General features: G+C 67.5%; 13 protein-coding genes and 2 tRNA genes. 9 read left to right on the forward strand and 6 right to left on the reverse strand.

Annotated features, from left to right (window positions below; all coding sequences use genetic code 11):
* Positions 1-70: 70 nt before the first annotated feature.
* Together BN1186_RS01325 and BN1186_RS01330 are read left to right on the forward strand one after the other, a co-directional pair.
* Positions 71-1084 (forward strand): type IV toxin-antitoxin system AbiEi family antitoxin, encoded by a 1014-nt coding sequence (locus BN1186_RS01325; RefSeq protein ID WP_082031056.1) that lies wholly within the window; start codon positions 71-73, stop codon positions 1082-1084.
* Positions 1081-1851 carry a hypothetical protein gene (locus tag BN1186_RS01330; RefSeq protein WP_139650742.1) on the forward strand — a complete coding sequence of 257 codons (771 nt, stop codon included), beginning with the start codon at positions 1081-1083 and terminating at the stop codon, positions 1849-1851. Before BN1186_RS01325 ends, BN1186_RS01330 begins: the two co-directional genes overlap by 4 nt.
* 143 nt (positions 1852-1994) lie before the next feature.
* On the opposite strand, the gene BN1186_RS01335 is transcribed toward BN1186_RS01330, so the two are convergent.
* The 3 genes from BN1186_RS01335 to BN1186_RS01345 form a co-directional block, all read right to left on the reverse strand.
* Positions 1995-2070: transfer RNA gene (locus BN1186_RS01335), tRNA-Pro, on the reverse strand.
* 361 nt (positions 2071-2431) lie between these two features.
* A tRNA-Gly gene (locus tag BN1186_RS01340) sits at positions 2432-2505 on the reverse strand.
* Between the two features lie 62 nt (positions 2506-2567).
* Positions 2568-3458 (reverse strand): patatin-like phospholipase family protein, encoded by an 891-nt coding sequence (locus BN1186_RS01345; protein ID WP_040281805.1) that lies wholly within the window; start codon positions 3456-3458, stop codon positions 2568-2570.
* 93 nt (positions 3459-3551) lie between these two features.
* Here BN1186_RS01345 and tig point away from each other — a divergent pair, with 93 nt between their 5' ends.
* Positions 3552-4916 (forward strand): trigger factor, encoded by a 1365-nt coding sequence (gene tig, locus BN1186_RS01350; protein ID WP_040281807.1) that lies wholly within the window; start codon positions 3552-3554, stop codon positions 4914-4916.
* A gap of 66 nt (positions 4917-4982) precedes the next feature.
* On the opposite strand, the gene BN1186_RS01355 is transcribed toward tig, so the two are convergent.
* Entirely contained in the window at positions 4983-5213 is a 231-nt protein-coding gene (locus tag BN1186_RS01355) for a hypothetical protein (RefSeq protein WP_040281808.1), read from the reverse strand.
* A gap of 134 nt (positions 5214-5347) precedes the next feature.
* Between BN1186_RS01355 and BN1186_RS01360 the strand changes: the two genes are divergently transcribed.
* From BN1186_RS01360 to clpX, 3 genes are all read left to right on the forward strand, one after another.
* Entirely contained in the window at positions 5348-5977 is a 630-nt protein-coding gene (locus BN1186_RS01360; protein ID WP_040281810.1) for an ATP-dependent Clp protease proteolytic subunit, read from the forward strand.
* A 47-nt stretch (positions 5978-6024) separates the two neighbouring features.
* Positions 6025-6621 carry an ATP-dependent Clp protease proteolytic subunit gene (locus BN1186_RS01365; protein WP_040282001.1) on the forward strand — a complete coding sequence of 199 codons (597 nt, stop codon included), beginning with the start codon at positions 6025-6027 and terminating at the stop codon, positions 6619-6621.
* A 125-nt stretch (positions 6622-6746) separates the two neighbouring features.
* Complete coding sequence (gene clpX / locus BN1186_RS01370) at positions 6747-8027, forward strand: ATP-dependent Clp protease ATP-binding subunit ClpX (protein WP_040282003.1); 1281 nt, start codon at positions 6747-6749, stop codon at positions 8025-8027.
* Here the strand turns inward: clpX and BN1186_RS01375 are convergent.
* Together BN1186_RS01375 and BN1186_RS01380 are read right to left on the reverse strand one after the other, a co-directional pair.
* Complete coding sequence (locus BN1186_RS01375; protein WP_040281813.1) at positions 8024-9394, reverse strand: MFS transporter; 1371 nt, start codon at positions 9392-9394, stop codon at positions 8024-8026. The two genes, clpX and BN1186_RS01375, sit on opposite strands and share 4 nt — an antisense overlap.
* Positions 9391-10815, reverse strand: coding sequence for a glycoside hydrolase family 5 protein (locus BN1186_RS01380; RefSeq protein WP_040281815.1), 1425 nt, complete (start codon positions 10813-10815; stop codon positions 9391-9393). Before BN1186_RS01380 ends, BN1186_RS01375 begins: the two co-directional genes overlap by 4 nt.
* Before the next feature lie 122 nt (positions 10816-10937).
* Here BN1186_RS01380 and BN1186_RS01385 point away from each other — a divergent pair, with 122 nt between their 5' ends.
* The 3 genes from BN1186_RS01385 to BN1186_RS15340 are packed head-to-tail and all read left to right on the forward strand — an operon-like array spanning position 10938 to position 14830.
* A complete protein-coding gene (locus BN1186_RS01385) occupies positions 10938-11333 on the forward strand; it encodes a hypothetical protein (RefSeq protein WP_040281817.1) in 396 nt (131 codons plus the stop codon).
* Between the two features lie 21 nt (positions 11334-11354).
* On the forward strand, positions 11355-14576 hold the full coding sequence (locus tag BN1186_RS01390) for a S41 family peptidase (protein ID WP_040281819.1): 3222 nt from the start codon (positions 11355-11357) through the stop codon (positions 14574-14576).
* 38 nt (positions 14577-14614) lie between these two features.
* Positions 14615-14830, forward strand: coding sequence for a hypothetical protein (locus tag BN1186_RS15340; RefSeq protein WP_040281821.1), 216 nt, complete (start codon positions 14615-14617; stop codon positions 14828-14830).
* Positions 14831-14836: the final 6 nt, after the last annotated feature.

Here is a 14836-nt window from a genome sequence, read left to right on the forward strand (position 1 = left end):
AGGAGCGCGTCTGAAAGTCCAACCTGCCAGAATCGGTCAAAATACCGGCCCGGTCAGTAGTATTGACCGCATGGATCTTTTGACCGCTCAGTCTGGCGACTTGCACGGACTCATCCGTCACGCGCTGGGGCAGTACGGGGTGAAGACAACTCCGGTGGACGACCCCGACGCGGGCGCCGATCTGTTTGCACTCATCCCGGGGTGCGGTTCGGAGCCGCTGAAAGTGCCCGTCGAGCTCAAGTTCCGCTCCCAACCATTGGGCGTCGCAGAGGCTGACCGCTGGGCACATGGTCGAGTGGACCCGGTGATCCTGGCTCAGCCATCGGTGCCGCGCGACCGCGGCGCGCAGTACCGGGCCTTGGGTATCAACTACATCGACAGCGGCGGCAACGCGTACCTTCACTTCCCGGGCTTCCAGGTCCACGTCGAGGGCCGCAAACCCCGACTCGCGGTGGGGCCTGCGCGGCGAAAAGTCACGGCCTCGTGCACCCCGGCAGAGCTCAGGGTGATCTTCGCGCTCCTGATCCGTCCGGACACGGTGGAGATGAGCTACGAGAGGCTGGCCGTTCTGGCCGGCACGTCCAAGGGCTCCGTCACGAACGCGATCACCGATCTCCGCCACCGCGGCCACGTCGCTGAACTGGCCGGCAAACGGCGACTCATCGACCCGGACCGGCTGGCCCGTGACTGGATCGACGGCTACGTGCGCGACCTTGGGCCGAGACTGCAGGAACTTCAGGTTGCAGGTCCAGCAGCCCATTGGTGGATCCAGGATTGGCACGAACCCGAAGGAACTCTCTCCGGCGGCGTCGCGCTCGCAGCGATGGGCGGTGACATCCGCCCAGACCGCACTGTCGTCTACGGTCAGCCGCCCTGGTACGCCATCCGACAACGAGCGCGACTCTCCCGAGACGGCGACGCGCCGGTGATCCTGCGGGAACGGTTCTGGTCGTCTGATCTCCTCGACGACAGGCTCGTGCCTCCGCTGCTCGCCTACGCTGACGCCCTCACCGGCGGCGACCCGCGGGAGGTCGAAGTCGCTCAGGACCTGGACCGCCGCCATCAATGGGCGTTCCGGAGATGAGCGGGCCGATTCCGGGGCTCCCGGAGGGGCTCGTGCTCACCCTGCGGCAGACCCTGCCGGACTTCACCTTGGTCGGGGCATTGGCCAGGGACTACCAGCTTCACACGGTCGCCGGACTACCCACCGGGAGCGCGACCAGGGATGTCGATGTCTCAATCCTCGTGCCCTCGCTGGATGCCTATCATCACCAACTGCGGCCGTTCTTCGGGCCGAACGCGACGGGCATCCGGTTCCAGGTGGACGGGTTCGAGGTCGACGTGATTCCCTACGGTCCGCGGGTTGCGCCCGGCGGGGTCGTCGAGCCCGCCGAAGGCCTCACGCTCGACATCACGGGCATGGCGGAGGCCGCCGCCACAGCCGAAACGGTGACCTTGGGCAGCACGGCGGTCAAGGTGCCGACGCTGAGCTCGATGATCGGCCTCAAGCTGGTGGCTTGGCACTATCGACACGTCGGTGAACCGAACAAGGATGCGCGCGATCTCGGCCCGCTGTTGCAGGCCACCCGCTACGGTCCCCACGGCGAAGCGCTCTGGGATGACGTAGAGGCGCTCCAACGTTGGGAGTACCAGGATTACCTCGTGGGCCCCTACCGGGCGGGCCGACAACTGCACGCTGACTGGGAGCCTGCATCCCTGGAACGTTTGGCCGGCATCCTCGACGGTGACGGCCCCACCCTGGCCTCGCACATCAGCCGCGCTTCCAGGGAAACGGTGGGGGAGCTCGACGTGCAGCTGGCCGCTCTCCGCGCGGGGATCACCGGCTCCTGATGGACGCAAACCGGCTCCTCGCTCGGCGCGAAGGGGCGACCCGAAGGACGGCGTCTCGCGGGTATCGCGTGAATCGCTATTGCACGCATATTGCACGAGACGACGTTCTCATTCCGCAACTGGCGTCTGACTGGGGCGAACGATGGTCGGGGCGACAGGACTCGAACCTGCGGTCTCCTGCTCCCAAAGCAGGCGCGCTAGCCACTACGCTACGCCCCGGTGCCCGTTGCCGGGCCAGGAGGCAGTCTACTTCATTTGCGGCACTGTCCAATCCAGGCCGATGGGTGCAGCGCCGTCCACGAGATGGAGGCCCAGTTCCTGAGGTGTGCACATTGCATATCTCCCCCGGCGCGCTCGGAGATGGAGCCGGGCGGTTCTTGAATGGATGGAGGTTGTCAATGTGTCGTCGTGCAATGCCGTTGCACGAGGAGACCAACGAACAGGTCCCGAAGACCAAGATGGGGGGCATCACGGAAGAGATGGCTGAGGCAGCTGGGCAGGTCGTCGCCAACCCCGGCTTACTCACTCTGGAGGACAAAGACATCGCCCACCGCATTGCACGGTAGGCGATGTACTTCCTTGGAGCGGATGACGGGAATCGAACCCGCGTAGCTAGTTTGGAAGACTAGGGCTCTACCATTGAGCTACATCCGCAGAACCGTCGACGAGTGTAGCAGCCCGAGCCGCCGGACCGGGAACTCCACTGACCGCGAAGATCAGCGCTTCCCGAGAAACGCTCGCAGGTCGTCGAGTTGACTCTCCGCCTGTGCGCGCCCCGCCGCGAAGACCGAGCGCAGCACCGGCACGCGGCGCTCGGAGTTCTTGATCGGCATCTGGTCAGGGAAGATCAGGTGAGCCCGCCCGGCGCGCTCCAACTCGAAGAGTTCATCCAGCGTGCGGTTGTAGTTCGCGGGCCGCTCGAGCAGCCCCTTCGCGATCGCCGGGTACCGGCGGAACAGGCCCCGGTAGCCGGCGGGGAACCGGGCCGCGGGTTTGCGGTAGCCGCGGGTGCGTGTCATCACCACCACGAACTTCTCGTAGCCCGCCTCCTTCGCCGCATCCAGGGCGAACCCCCCGGTGGGGCCGAGGGCGCCGTCGCAGTAGAGCTCGCCGTCGATGCTGGTCAGCGGCATGAACAGCGGCATGGTCGAGGAGGCGCGTACCCGCTTCATAAGGTCCGGCAGGGTATCGATGTCGTCGCGGCCCCAGTAGACCATCTGGCCGTCGCTGCAGCGCACCGCCCCGATGGCGACCTGAGCCGGGTTCGCGGTGAACGTCTCCCACCGATAGGGCAGCGGCTGGCCGGGCAGCGAGGTCTGCTCGTAGATGAACTCGGCGTTGAACATGCCCTTGCCCTGCAGCCAGGTGCGCCAGTTGCCGAACTGTGGCTCGGCCGCGAAGTCGACGAAGGACACCTCCGCGCGGGGGATGTCGCGCGAGACGTAGTTGGCCAGGCAGCTTGAGCCGGCGGAGATGCCGCCCACCCAGTCGAGGTGGATGCAGGCCTCCAACAGGACGGCCAGGACGCCGGAGGAGAAGGAGGCGCGCATGCCTCCGCCCTCGAAGATCAGGGCGGTGTCCGTCACGGTGCTGGTCAACTCGCTCACACAGTTGACTGTAGCGGCGTGTTGGAGCGGTGGGGATCCACCGATAGACTGGCGGGCGATTCAGAATTTGACACCCCCTTCAGGAGTCCACTCGTGCCCAGCACCGCCCAGAAGCTCAACCCCACCCGGGTCAAGCTCACCGTCGAGATCCCGTTCGCCGATCTCCAGCCCTACCTTGACAAGGCATACAAGGAGATCGCCGATCAGGTGACGATCCCCGGTTTCCGCAAGGGCAAGGTGCCCGCCGCGGTGATCGACCAGCGGTTCGGCCGCGGCGTCGTCCTGCAGGAGGCCATCAACGAGGCCATCCCGGAGACGTACAACGTCGCCATCGACGAGCATAAGATCTACCCCATGGCCCAGCCCGAGGTTGACATCACCAAGCTCGAGGACAAGGACGTGGTGGAGTACACCGCCGAGGTGGACATCCGCCCCGAGTTCGACCTGCCTGATTTCGACAAGGTCGAGGCCACCGTCGACGCCGTCGGCTCCTCCGACGAGTTGGTCGAGGAGCGCATCGAGCTGCTGCGCCAGCGCTTCGCCACCACCAAGGATGTCAAGCGCAAGTCCAAGAAGGGCGACGTGCTCACCCTCAACCTCAAGGCCACCAAGGACGGCGAGGAACTCGACGACGCCACCGCCGAGGGCATCACCTACGTGATCGGCGACGACAAGGGCATGCTCGAGGGTCTCGACAAGGCCGTCAAGGGCCTGAAGACCGGCGAGGTCGCCACCTTCACCTCGACGCTCGTGGGCGGCGCCCACCGCGGCGAGGAGGCGGACATCGAGGTGACCGTCACCAACGTCCAGGAGCAGGAACTGCCCGCTGTCGACGACGAGTTCGCCCAGCTGATCTCCGAGTTCGACACCGTCGAGGAGATGAAGGAGGACCTCCGCAAGGGGGCCGAGCAGCAGGTCCGCGCCGATCAGATCGCCGACGCCCGCGACAAGGTGCTTGAGGCCATCCTCGAGAAGGTCGACTTCGAGCTCCCCGAGGGCGTGCTGAAGAACGAGCTCGAGGCCCGCCGCGCCGACGTCGAGCGTCAGCTCTCCCGCGGCGGCCTGACTGTCGAGCAGTACCTCGAGCAGACCGAAGAGGAGGAGGCCGAGACCGTCGAAGAGTTCTGGGCCGAGATGGACAAGCGCTCCACCGACGCGCTGCGCGCTCAGATCATCCTCGACGTGTACGCCGAGGAGAACAACCTCGACGTCTCGCAGCAGGAGCTCACCGAGCTGATCTTCCGCAGGGCCCAGCAGTCCGGCACCACGCCGCAGGACGAGATCAACCACATGATGGAGCACAACCACATGCCCGAGTGGATGGCCGAGATCCGCCGGGGCAAGGCGCTGGCCCAGATCTGCGCCGCTGCCACGGTCAAGGACACCGAGGGCAACGCCGTCGACACCTCGCTGGCTCAGGCCGACGAGGACGAGGCTGCCGAAGAGGCCGCCGAGTAACCCTCAAGCGCACATACGCGAACGCCGCCGGCCCCCACGGGGCCGGCGGCGTTCGCTTTGCGTCGGTCAGCGGCAGGTGCCGTTGGCGATGGACTCGGCGATCGCGTCGGTCTCCGAGTCCATCGAGTAGTCCCAGCCGCTCTCGCCCACACCGGTGAAGAGTTCGTCACGGTCGGCGCCGAGGTACAGCACCGCGTAGGAGTTGGTCACCCCCTCGTAGCGTTCTCCTGCGATCTGGGGGGAGAACGTGTCGCAGTGCTCGTAGATCAGCGCGTGGGCGATCTCGTGGCGTACCACATCCAGGTACGTGTGATTCGTGAAGTACTCCGGATAGAACTGGCTGTCGGCCCCGCTCAGGTCAGCGCCAACAGCCCAAGCCCTCGGCGAACATGCGCTGAGGGTCTTGGGTCTGGGCCATTTCCCGGTAGGTTATGGATGTGACTCAGACTCGAAATGACATCCGCATGGCCGGGCTCGGTGCCGGCGGCCTCGGTATGAATGACAACGTCTACTCCTCCCTCCTGGCCAACCGGATCATCTTCCTCGGCTCGGAGGTGAAGGACGACAACGCCAACGCGATCTGCGCGCAGATGTTGTTGCTCAACGCGGAGGACCCCCACAAGGACATCTACCTGTACATCAACTCGCCCGGCGGGTCGGTGGATTCCGGCATGGCGATCTTCGACACTATGCAGTGGATCAGCAACGACGTGGCCACCGTCGCCATGGGGCTGGCCGCCTCCATGGGGCAGTTCCTGCTCTCGGCGGGCACGCCCGGTAAGCGTTTCGCGCTGCCGCACAGCCGCATCATGATGCACCAGCCGTCCGGCGGCCTCGGCGGCACCGCGTCGGACATCCGCATCCAGGCGGAGCAGTCCCTGCACATCAAGAAGACCATGGCCAACCTCATCGCCGAGCACACCGGTCAGAGCGTCGAGCAGATCGAAGCCGACTCGGACCGCGACCGCTGGTTCACCGCGGAGCAGGCGCTCGAGTACGGCTTCATCGATCACGTCTACGAGCGTGCATCCCAGATTCAGTCGGAGGCTCCGAACCAGTGATCAACTCCAGCACCCTGCCCCGAGGCATGGCTCCCGAAGGCATGAACATGAACTACTACATCCCCCAGTGGGAGGAGCGCACCAGCTACGGCGTGCGCCGCGTGGACCCGTACACCAAGCTGTTCGAGGACCGCATCATCTTCCTGGGCACCCCCATCAACGACGAGGTGGCCAACGCCGTCATGGCGCAGCTGCTGTGTCTGCAGTCGATGGACCCCGAGCGCGACATCTCGATCTACATCAACTCGCCCGGCGGCTCGTTCACGGCGCTGACTGCCATCTACGACACGATGCGCTACATCAAGCCGGACATCCAGACGGTGTGCCTCGGCCAGGCCGCGTCGGCCGCCGCGGTGATCCTCGCGGCCGGCACCAAGGGCAAGCGCCTGGCGCTGCCCAACTCCCGCATCCTGATCCACCAGCCGGCCACCGAGGGCGGCTACGGGCAGTCGTCGGACCTGGAGATCCAGGCCCGCGAGATCCTGCGCATCCGGTCCCTGATGGAGCAGATGCTCGCTGACGACACCGGCCAGGACGTCGAGAAGGTCAGCAAAGACATCGAGCGCGACAAGTACCTGACCGCCCAGGAGGCGATCGCGTACGGCATCGTCGACGACATCCTGCCCTCGCTCAAGGGCCTGTGATCCGCGCCGCTGGTTGAGCCTACGCGCTCAACCAGCGGGGACGGTGTGTCGCCGGTGGGGTGACCCATCGGCAGGTAATGTGGTGGACCAACAAGGCATCCCAGTGACGGTAGGAGGTGGACGTCGTGGCACGAATCGGCGAATCCGGCGATCTGTTCAAGTGCAATTTCTGCGGTAAGACGCAGAAGCAGGTCAAGAAGCTCATCGCCGGCCCTGGCGTCTACATCTGTGACGAGTGCATCGGACTGTGCAACGAGATCATCGAAGAGGAGTTCCCCGATGCCCCGGAGACGGGTCTGGTGAAGGAACTGCCCAAGCCGCGCGAGATCCGCGACTTCCTCGACACCTACGTCATCGGCCAGGACAGCGCGAAGAAGACCCTCGCGGTAGCGGTCTACAACCACTACAAGCGCATCCAGTCTGAGCTCGGCAGCCACGGGCGCCGCTCGGATTCAGATGACGTGGAGGTGGGCAAGTCCAACATCCTGCTGATCGGCCCCACCGGCTGCGGCAAGACGTACCTTGCCCAGACCCTGGCCAAGATGCTCAACGTGCCGTTCGCCATGGCGGACGCTACCGCGCTGACCGAAGCCGGCTACGTCGGTGAGGATGTGGAGAACATCCTCCTCAAGCTGATCCAGGCCGCGGATTTCGACATCGCCAAGGCTGAGACCGGCATCATCTACATCGACGAGATCGACAAGGTGGCCCGCAAGTCGGAGAACCCGTCGATCACCCGCGACGTGTCCGGCGAGGGAGTGCAGCAGGCCCTGCTGAAGATCCTCGAGGGCACCGTCGCCGCTGTTCCGCCGCAGGGCGGGCGCAAGCACCCGCATCAGGACTTCCTGCAGATCGACACCACCAAGGTGCTGTTCATCGTGGGCGGCGCGTTCGCCGGCCTGGAGGACATCATCGGCCAGCGCGTGGGGAAGCGGCCGCTGGGCTTCAACAACAGCATGGTGCTGCGCACCCCGGACGCCGATCCGTTCTCCCAGGTGCGCCCCGAGGATCTCCACAAGTTCGGCCTCATCCCGGAGTTCATCGGCCGCCTGCCGATGCTGACCACCGTCTCGCCGCTGGACCGTGAGGCCCTGGTGCGCATCCTGGTGGAGCCCCGCAACGCGGTGGTGCGCCAGTTCCAGAAGCTCTTCGAGCTCGACGGAGTGCAACTCGACTTCGAGGACGGCGCGATCGAGGCCATCGCGGACCTGGCGTTGGAACGCGGCACCGGGGCCCGCGGTCTGCGGGCCATCCTCGAGGAACTGCTGCTCGACGTGATGTTCGACGTGCCCTCCGACGAGGAGGTCGCCCAGGTGATCATCACGAAGGAAGCGGTGCTCGGGGAAGAGGCGCCCACGCTGGCGCCCCGGGCCAAGGTCGCCCGCCGTCGGGACCTCTCGGCCTAACCCCCACCAACCTCCCGCCGCGCGAGGCTGAACTCGGTGAGTTCGGCCTCGCGCTGCCGGTTGTAGGGGAGGAACAGCAGGGGGATGAGGCTCGCCAGGCAGAACGCGATGGGCACCAACGCCGTGGCGACCCTGATGCCCAACTGGGCGCTCTCCGACTGGACCGACGCGCCGGCCTCGTAGCCGTAGGCGCCGAGGATGGACATGTAGATCACCAGTTGCACACCTGTGACCGGCGCGCCGAGGATGGCGCGCATGGCCGCGATCTGGCCGGTCTTACGGGTGCCGGTGCGCTGCTCGTTGTCGTCGACCAGCAGCGCGTCCACGGCGACCGAGGCCGTGGCGATCACGTAGCGGCCGAACATCAACACCAGGTAGCAGAGCAGGACCTGCCACCAGGTGGTGGCGAAGAACAGCAACCCCAGCCCGGCCAGGTACGGTGCCGCGCCGATCCACAGCGACATGCGCACGCCCACCGTCGAAACCAATCTCGCCACCAGGGGCATCAGGGCGAGCACCACCAGCATGGAGCCGACGTCGGCCACCGTGGCCTGCCAGCCGTCCGCCCGGATGACGTGGTCCATGAAGTAGAGGAAGGCGGTGAAGTAGATGCCCATGGGGGCGGTCACCAGGAGGCTGTGCAGGAACCACACCCAGAAAGCCCGCATCCTCACCATGGAGCCCAGATCCTCGAACACGGCCCTGCCGCTGAGCGGGGAATCGTCGATGCCGCTGTCGTAGAGCCTGTCCGGATCCCGGTTGCGCAGCCGGCAGACCGCCACCAGGTAGACCAGGGCGTTGACGGCGACGACGCCCATGAGGATCACGGCGATGGTGGTGCGCTCGGTCACCAGGTCGCCCACCAGGAGTTGCGTGGCCACCACGGTGGCGATGAAGCTCACCCCGTTGCCGATCCACTGGCGCACCACCTCCACCTGCACACGTTCCTTCGTGCTGGGGGCATAGAGGTAGTAGTGGCTGGTGGCGGAGATGAGGTAGACGGTGGCCGCCACGTCGAAGATGAACAACTCCAGCAAGAGCACCAGGAAGATCGTGTGTTGGCTCCAGTCCGGGGACGTCCAGGCCATCAAGGCGAGCATCACGATCATCCACGGCACCGTGTTGCGCATGACGCGTACCAGCTTGCCCCTGCCGGGCACAGCCCTCTTGCGGTCCAGCCATACCCCGATGACGGGGTCGTTGAGCACGTTCCAGATGTTGAACGCCAGGTAGAGCCACCCGATGTACTTCGGCTCCAGCCCGATCACGTCGGTGTAGAACTTGATGTAGACGTTGTGGATGATGACGTTGGACATCCAGGTGGCGGGCAGGGGAGTGGCGAGGCGTACCCGCTCGCCGAACTTCACCCCCGCACCACCACTCGGCCGCTGCCTGGCTCCGCGGGCAGGCGCAGGACGCCGCCGTCGCTGGCCGGTAGGGCGCGGTGCGCGCCGTCCACCGTGTAGGTGACGGCGGCGCCCTCGGGGACGAAGAACTGATGGGCGTCTGCGCGGGCGACGTCGGCCGGGCTGGTGGTGAACTCGGCGCTCCAGCCGGCGGGGTCGATCGCTTCGACGGTGCCGACGACGGCGTGCACGCGGGGCCGCACCAGCGAGCGCTGCGCGTCGGTCCCGGCGAAGGCCGGCTCCCAGCACCAGTAGGTCTGGCTCCACAGGTGCTCGTCGACGAAGTCCTGGATGGCGTGCGCGTGGCCGGCCACGCCGTCGTAGGTGCTCAGCGCGCCCCATTCCCCCAGGAGCGCGGGCCGTTGCCAGCGCTGCTGCAGCTCGGCGTGCCGCTCGAGGATGGTGCGGATCCGTTGGTCGGAGGCCATGGTCACGGCAGGAGTGTCGACCACCAGATCGTAGGCGTGGGGGGAGGAGGCCACCGGATCGAGGTCTGCAGGGAGGGGCGCCAGGCTGGGCACGCCCATGTTCGACAGGTAGGTGTTCTCGCGCAGGATGATGTGGCTGTGGCCCGCCTCCCGGATGGCGCCGCCCACGCGACGGTAGAACGCGTCGACCGAGCCGCCGTCGAACTCGGCGAGCGCGGGGGCGACGGCGTCACCGAGCGCGCGGTGCAGTTGTGGGTCGTCGAGGCGTTGGAGTTGGGCGAACTTGGCCTCCGGATCTGCCCAGTCGTCCGCCACGGCCATGGGATCCTGGCCGGTCAGCTCGGCGAACGCCCCGATGAGCAGCTCGAAGTACCCGGGTAGCGCGCTACCCGGCACCGGTTCGTTGAACAGGTCCAGGGCCACGACGGCCGGCTCCTTACCCACAGCGTCGAGCACGGCCAGCCAGAACTCGGCGAAGTGGTCCTGCAGGCCGCGGCCGCCCACCTGTGCGTTGGACCAGAAGGCGTCGAGGGCCTCGTGCACGGCGGGGGAGGAGAGGTAGGCGTCGCTCCAGAGGCTGGTGGCGTCGAAGGGGTGGTCGGTGAGGGTGGCCCACCCCGGCGCGCCGTCGGAGTGCGCTTGGGCGTAGAGGTCCTGGTGGGCGTCGAGCACCACGTGGAGCCCGTGGCGGCGGCAGGTCTCCACCTGCTCCCTGAGCCAGCCGAGGTAACCCTCGTCCGGGCGGCCGGGTTCGGGCATCGCCGCGGCCCAGATCACGCCCAGCCGGATGCCGTTGAGCCCCCAGGCTGAGGCCTGCGCCAGGTCTTCGTCGGTCCAGGGAGGGATGCCTGGTGCGCGCCTCTCCGGGTTCTTGTCGACGAAGTTGATGCCGTGCAGGAAGGTGTGGCGCCCGTGCTCGTCCCTGAACGCGGTGCCGTCGATGGTCCATTGCATGGGCTACTGCCTACCAGTCCGTCGCAGGCCGCGTGCGGGTTCGGCCGATTACGATCCCGGGGATTATCCACAGCGGGACAAACTCATCGAAGATCGGGGTTGGCTTTATCCATAGTGATGGCATGAGTTTTGAAGATCTGCCGGACGACTGGTCCGATCATCCCCTGTCCACCCCGGGCCTCGCCATCGACGTGGTGGACCTGTTCTTCAGAGGCCGGGATCGCGCTGCCGGAGCGCTGCTGTTGTTGCTGTGCGATGCGCAGCACAGGTTGCTGCAGCCCATCGTCATCGACGACGTACCGTGGCTCGCGAGTCAACCCGAGCGGAGTCGGTTCTTCGACGGGTTTCTCGGCCACTTCCCGGAGGTGACCATGGTTGCTGCGGTGTCGTCGCGGTTCATGCTGCCGCCCGGCGTGGCGCGCGGCTGGCGCGAGAGCGCGGAGGCGGCGCTGGGGGACCGCCTGATCGCCTTCTTCACGGCGGTGCCCAACGCCGTCGTGGAGGTGCCCGCGGCATGAGTTGCACGTAAGCTGGGGCGGGTGACCCGAGGCTATCGACGTTTCCCACACCTTCATCAAGACCAGGTGGTCTTCGTCGCAGACGACGACCTGTGGCTGGGCCCGCTGTCTGGCGGTCGCGCCGCCAGACTCACCGTCGGTGAGGCCACCCCACGCAACCCGAGGTTCTCGCCCGACGGCACGAAGGTCGCGTACACGGCCACCACCAACGGCCGGTGGGACGCCTACGTGCTGGACCTCGACGGCGGCACTCGGCGGCTGACATGGCTCGGCACGCGGCGTCTCATGGTCTCCGGGTGGCTGGACGATTCTCACGTGCTGCTCTCCTCGGATCATGAGGGCGTCCACCGCGTGGACACCTACATGTACTCCCTTTCACTCAGCGGGGAACTCGTCCGCCTGCCCTGGGGTGGCGCCACCGCCGCGGCGGTGCACGGCTCCGGCAGGGTGGCCGTGGCCACCATCAACCACCGGGACCCCTCAGGCTGGAAGCGCTACCGCGGCGGCATGGCCGCACGGCTCTACGTCGGCGACGGGAAGGGCGAGTGGACCCGGATCCTCCCGGAGGTGACCGCGGGCCTGCACCACCCCACCTGGGTGGGTAACCGCCTGGTGTTCACCTCGGATCTGGGCGACGCGCCGGACGTCCAGGCCCAGGTGTGGTCCGTCAACGCGCAGGGCAAGGACCTGCGGGCCCACACGTCGCACACCGCTGAGGACGGGTATGTCCGCGACGCCACGAGTGACGGCGACTCCGTGGTGTTCCACGCCCGCGGGCAACTGTTCCACCTGGCCAGCCTCAAGGCCGAGCCGCAGCTGATCGAGTTGACCACCGGCATCGGGGCGCCGGCGCCGGTCCACATCCACCCCACCGACCGGCTGGAGTCGATCGTGCCGGACCACGGCGGCGACGGCTCGCTGCTGGAATGGCGCGGCGCCGCCTACTACCTCACGCACCGCAGCGGCCCCGCCCGCGCGCTGGCGGACACCGCCGGGGTCCGGGTGCGGGAGCCCCGGTTCCTGGACCGGAAGGCCGGCAAGGCCGTCTGGGTCACCGACGCGGAGGGCGAGGACGCGCTGGAGATCAGGCTGATCGAGGGCGGCGACAAACCGCGCCGCATCGGGGCGGGCAAGCTGGGCCGGGTGCTGACACTGGAGGCCAGCCCGCAGGGCAACAGGATCGCCGTGGGCAGCCACGATGGTGCCGTCTACCTCGTGGACGTGGCGCGTGGCTCGGTCAGGGAGATCGGCCGCTCCGCCGTCGGCGAGCCCACCGGCTTCACCTGGTCCACGGACGGGCGCTACCTGGTGTGGCGCAACGCCATCGCGCAGGAGGGGATGCTGGGCCAACTCGTGGGCTACGACCTCACGGACAAGAGGGCCTTCACGCTGACCCGTGGGCAGTTCAACGACTTCTCCCCGGTGTTCTCCACCGACGGCAAGCACCTGGCGTTCCTGTCCAGCCGCACCATCGATCCCACCTACGACGAGTTGACGTTCGATCTCTCCTTCACCAACACGGTGCGCCCGTGGCTGGTGCCGCTGAGCGCCGCAGAACCCGCACCGTTCGGACCGTCCGCGGACGGCTGGGCGATCAGCGAGGCCGACGACGAGCACGACGACGCCGACAGCCACGGCAAGGGCAAGGACGACAAATCCGACAAGGAGGACCGCGGGCCGGAGTCTGTGGTCTTCGACGTGGAGGGCGTGGAGGAGCGGATGGTGCCGTTCCCGGTTCCGTCCGGCCGCTACCTGCACCTGCAGCCCACGCAGCACGGCTACGTGTGGCAGTCCATGCGCTCGCTGGGCGAGTTGGGGGCGCTCCGCGCCGGGGTCGACGGCGAGGTCAAGGACATCGTCGAGCACTTCTCGCTGAAGACACGCAAGGTCACCACCGTGGTGGAGGGCTGCGACGGGGCCGGGGTCAGCGGCGACGGCGAGCGCCTGGTGGTGCGCAACGGCGACGAGATCTGGGTGCAAGGCGCGGAGCAGGCGCCCGGCGACGACGAGGACGCCAGGGTCGCCGTCGATCTGGGCCGGCTGCGCCGCGAGGTGGACCCGCGTGCGGAATGGCGCCAGATGTTCGAGGAGAACGCCCGCCTCATGCGGGACCACTTCTGGCGCGAGGATTTCGACGGCACGGACTGGGACGCCGCGGTGGCCCGCTACCGGCCGCTCCTCGACGTGCTCGCCAGCTACGACGACCTGGTCGACGTGCTCTGGGAGACCGTGGGCGAGCTGAACACCTCGCACGCCTACGTCTCCCCGCCCGACGACGACGGCCCGTCGGTGGGGCAACTCGGCGCCACCTTCACCCGCAACGCGAAGGGTGAGGTGGTCCTGGCCGGCATCCTGCCTGGCGAGACCTCTGACCCGACGGCGCGTTCCCCACTGCGCGCGGCGGGCGTCGCGGCGGAGCCCGGCGATGTGATCGTCGCGGTTGACGGCCGCTCCACCGCGGATGCCCCGCACATCGGCGCCCTGCTGCAGGGCGCCGCGGACAAGGTGGTGGAACTGACGCTGGCCAGGGGCAGGCAGAAGCGCAGGGTCGCCGTCGTGCCCACCAGCAACGAGTCGCCGCTGCGGTACCACCAGTGGTCGGCCGAGCGGGTGGCCTATGTGCGGGAGCGCTCCGGCGGGCGCATCGGCTACGTGCACGTGCCGGACATGGTGGCACGGGGATGGGCGGAGTTCCATCGCCTCATCGACGCGGCGATGCGCTGCGAGGGCGTGGTGGTGGACGTGCGCTTCAACGGCGGCGGACACACCTCGGAACTGGTGATCGAGCGGCTCGCCCGCCGCGCGATCGGCTGGGTGGGGGCGCGCCACCATGAAGGCGCCTCGACGTATCCCAGCCAGGCCGCCCGCGGCCCGGTGGTGTTCGTGACCAACCCGTTCGCCGGCTCAGACGGCGACATCGTCACCGCCGCCGCCCAGAACCTGGGCCTCGGCCCCGTGGTGGGGGAGCGCAGCTGGGGCGGCGTCGTCGGCATCGACGGACGGTTCACGCTGGTGGACGGCACCGAGGTGACGCAGCCGCGCTACTGGATCGCGTTCGATACCCACGGCTTTGGGCTGGAGAACCACGGCGTCGACCCGGACATCGTGGTGGAGATGGACCCCGCAGATTGGGAATCGGCGGCCGACAAGCAACTTGACGCCGCGGTGGACGAGGCGCTGGCCCGGCTCGACGGCACCCCCGCGGCCTCGGCGCCTCCGTTCGCCCCTCCCCGCTACGGCTGACCAGAATGTGAACCCCCGGTTGGGGCCAGCCCACCACCGTGACGTTCGACGAGCCCGTGACCACGCGTTACATCAAGCTGACCTCCATCAGTGCCGTGACGATCAACAACTTCGCGTCGGCCGCAGAGATCCGGGTTACCGGAGTTTCCGCAGCCGCCCCGAAGGAGCTTGTGGACCCGCCGCTCGGCCCCTACCCGGGCTCCACGCCGGAACCCACGCAGACGCCTGATCCGACGGTGGAGCCGACGGAGTAGCCCACT

The organism is Tessaracoccus massiliensis (assembly GCF_000826065.2).
Taxonomy (GTDB): Bacteria; Actinomycetota; Actinomycetes; order Propionibacteriales; family Propionibacteriaceae; genus Arachnia; species Arachnia massiliensis_A.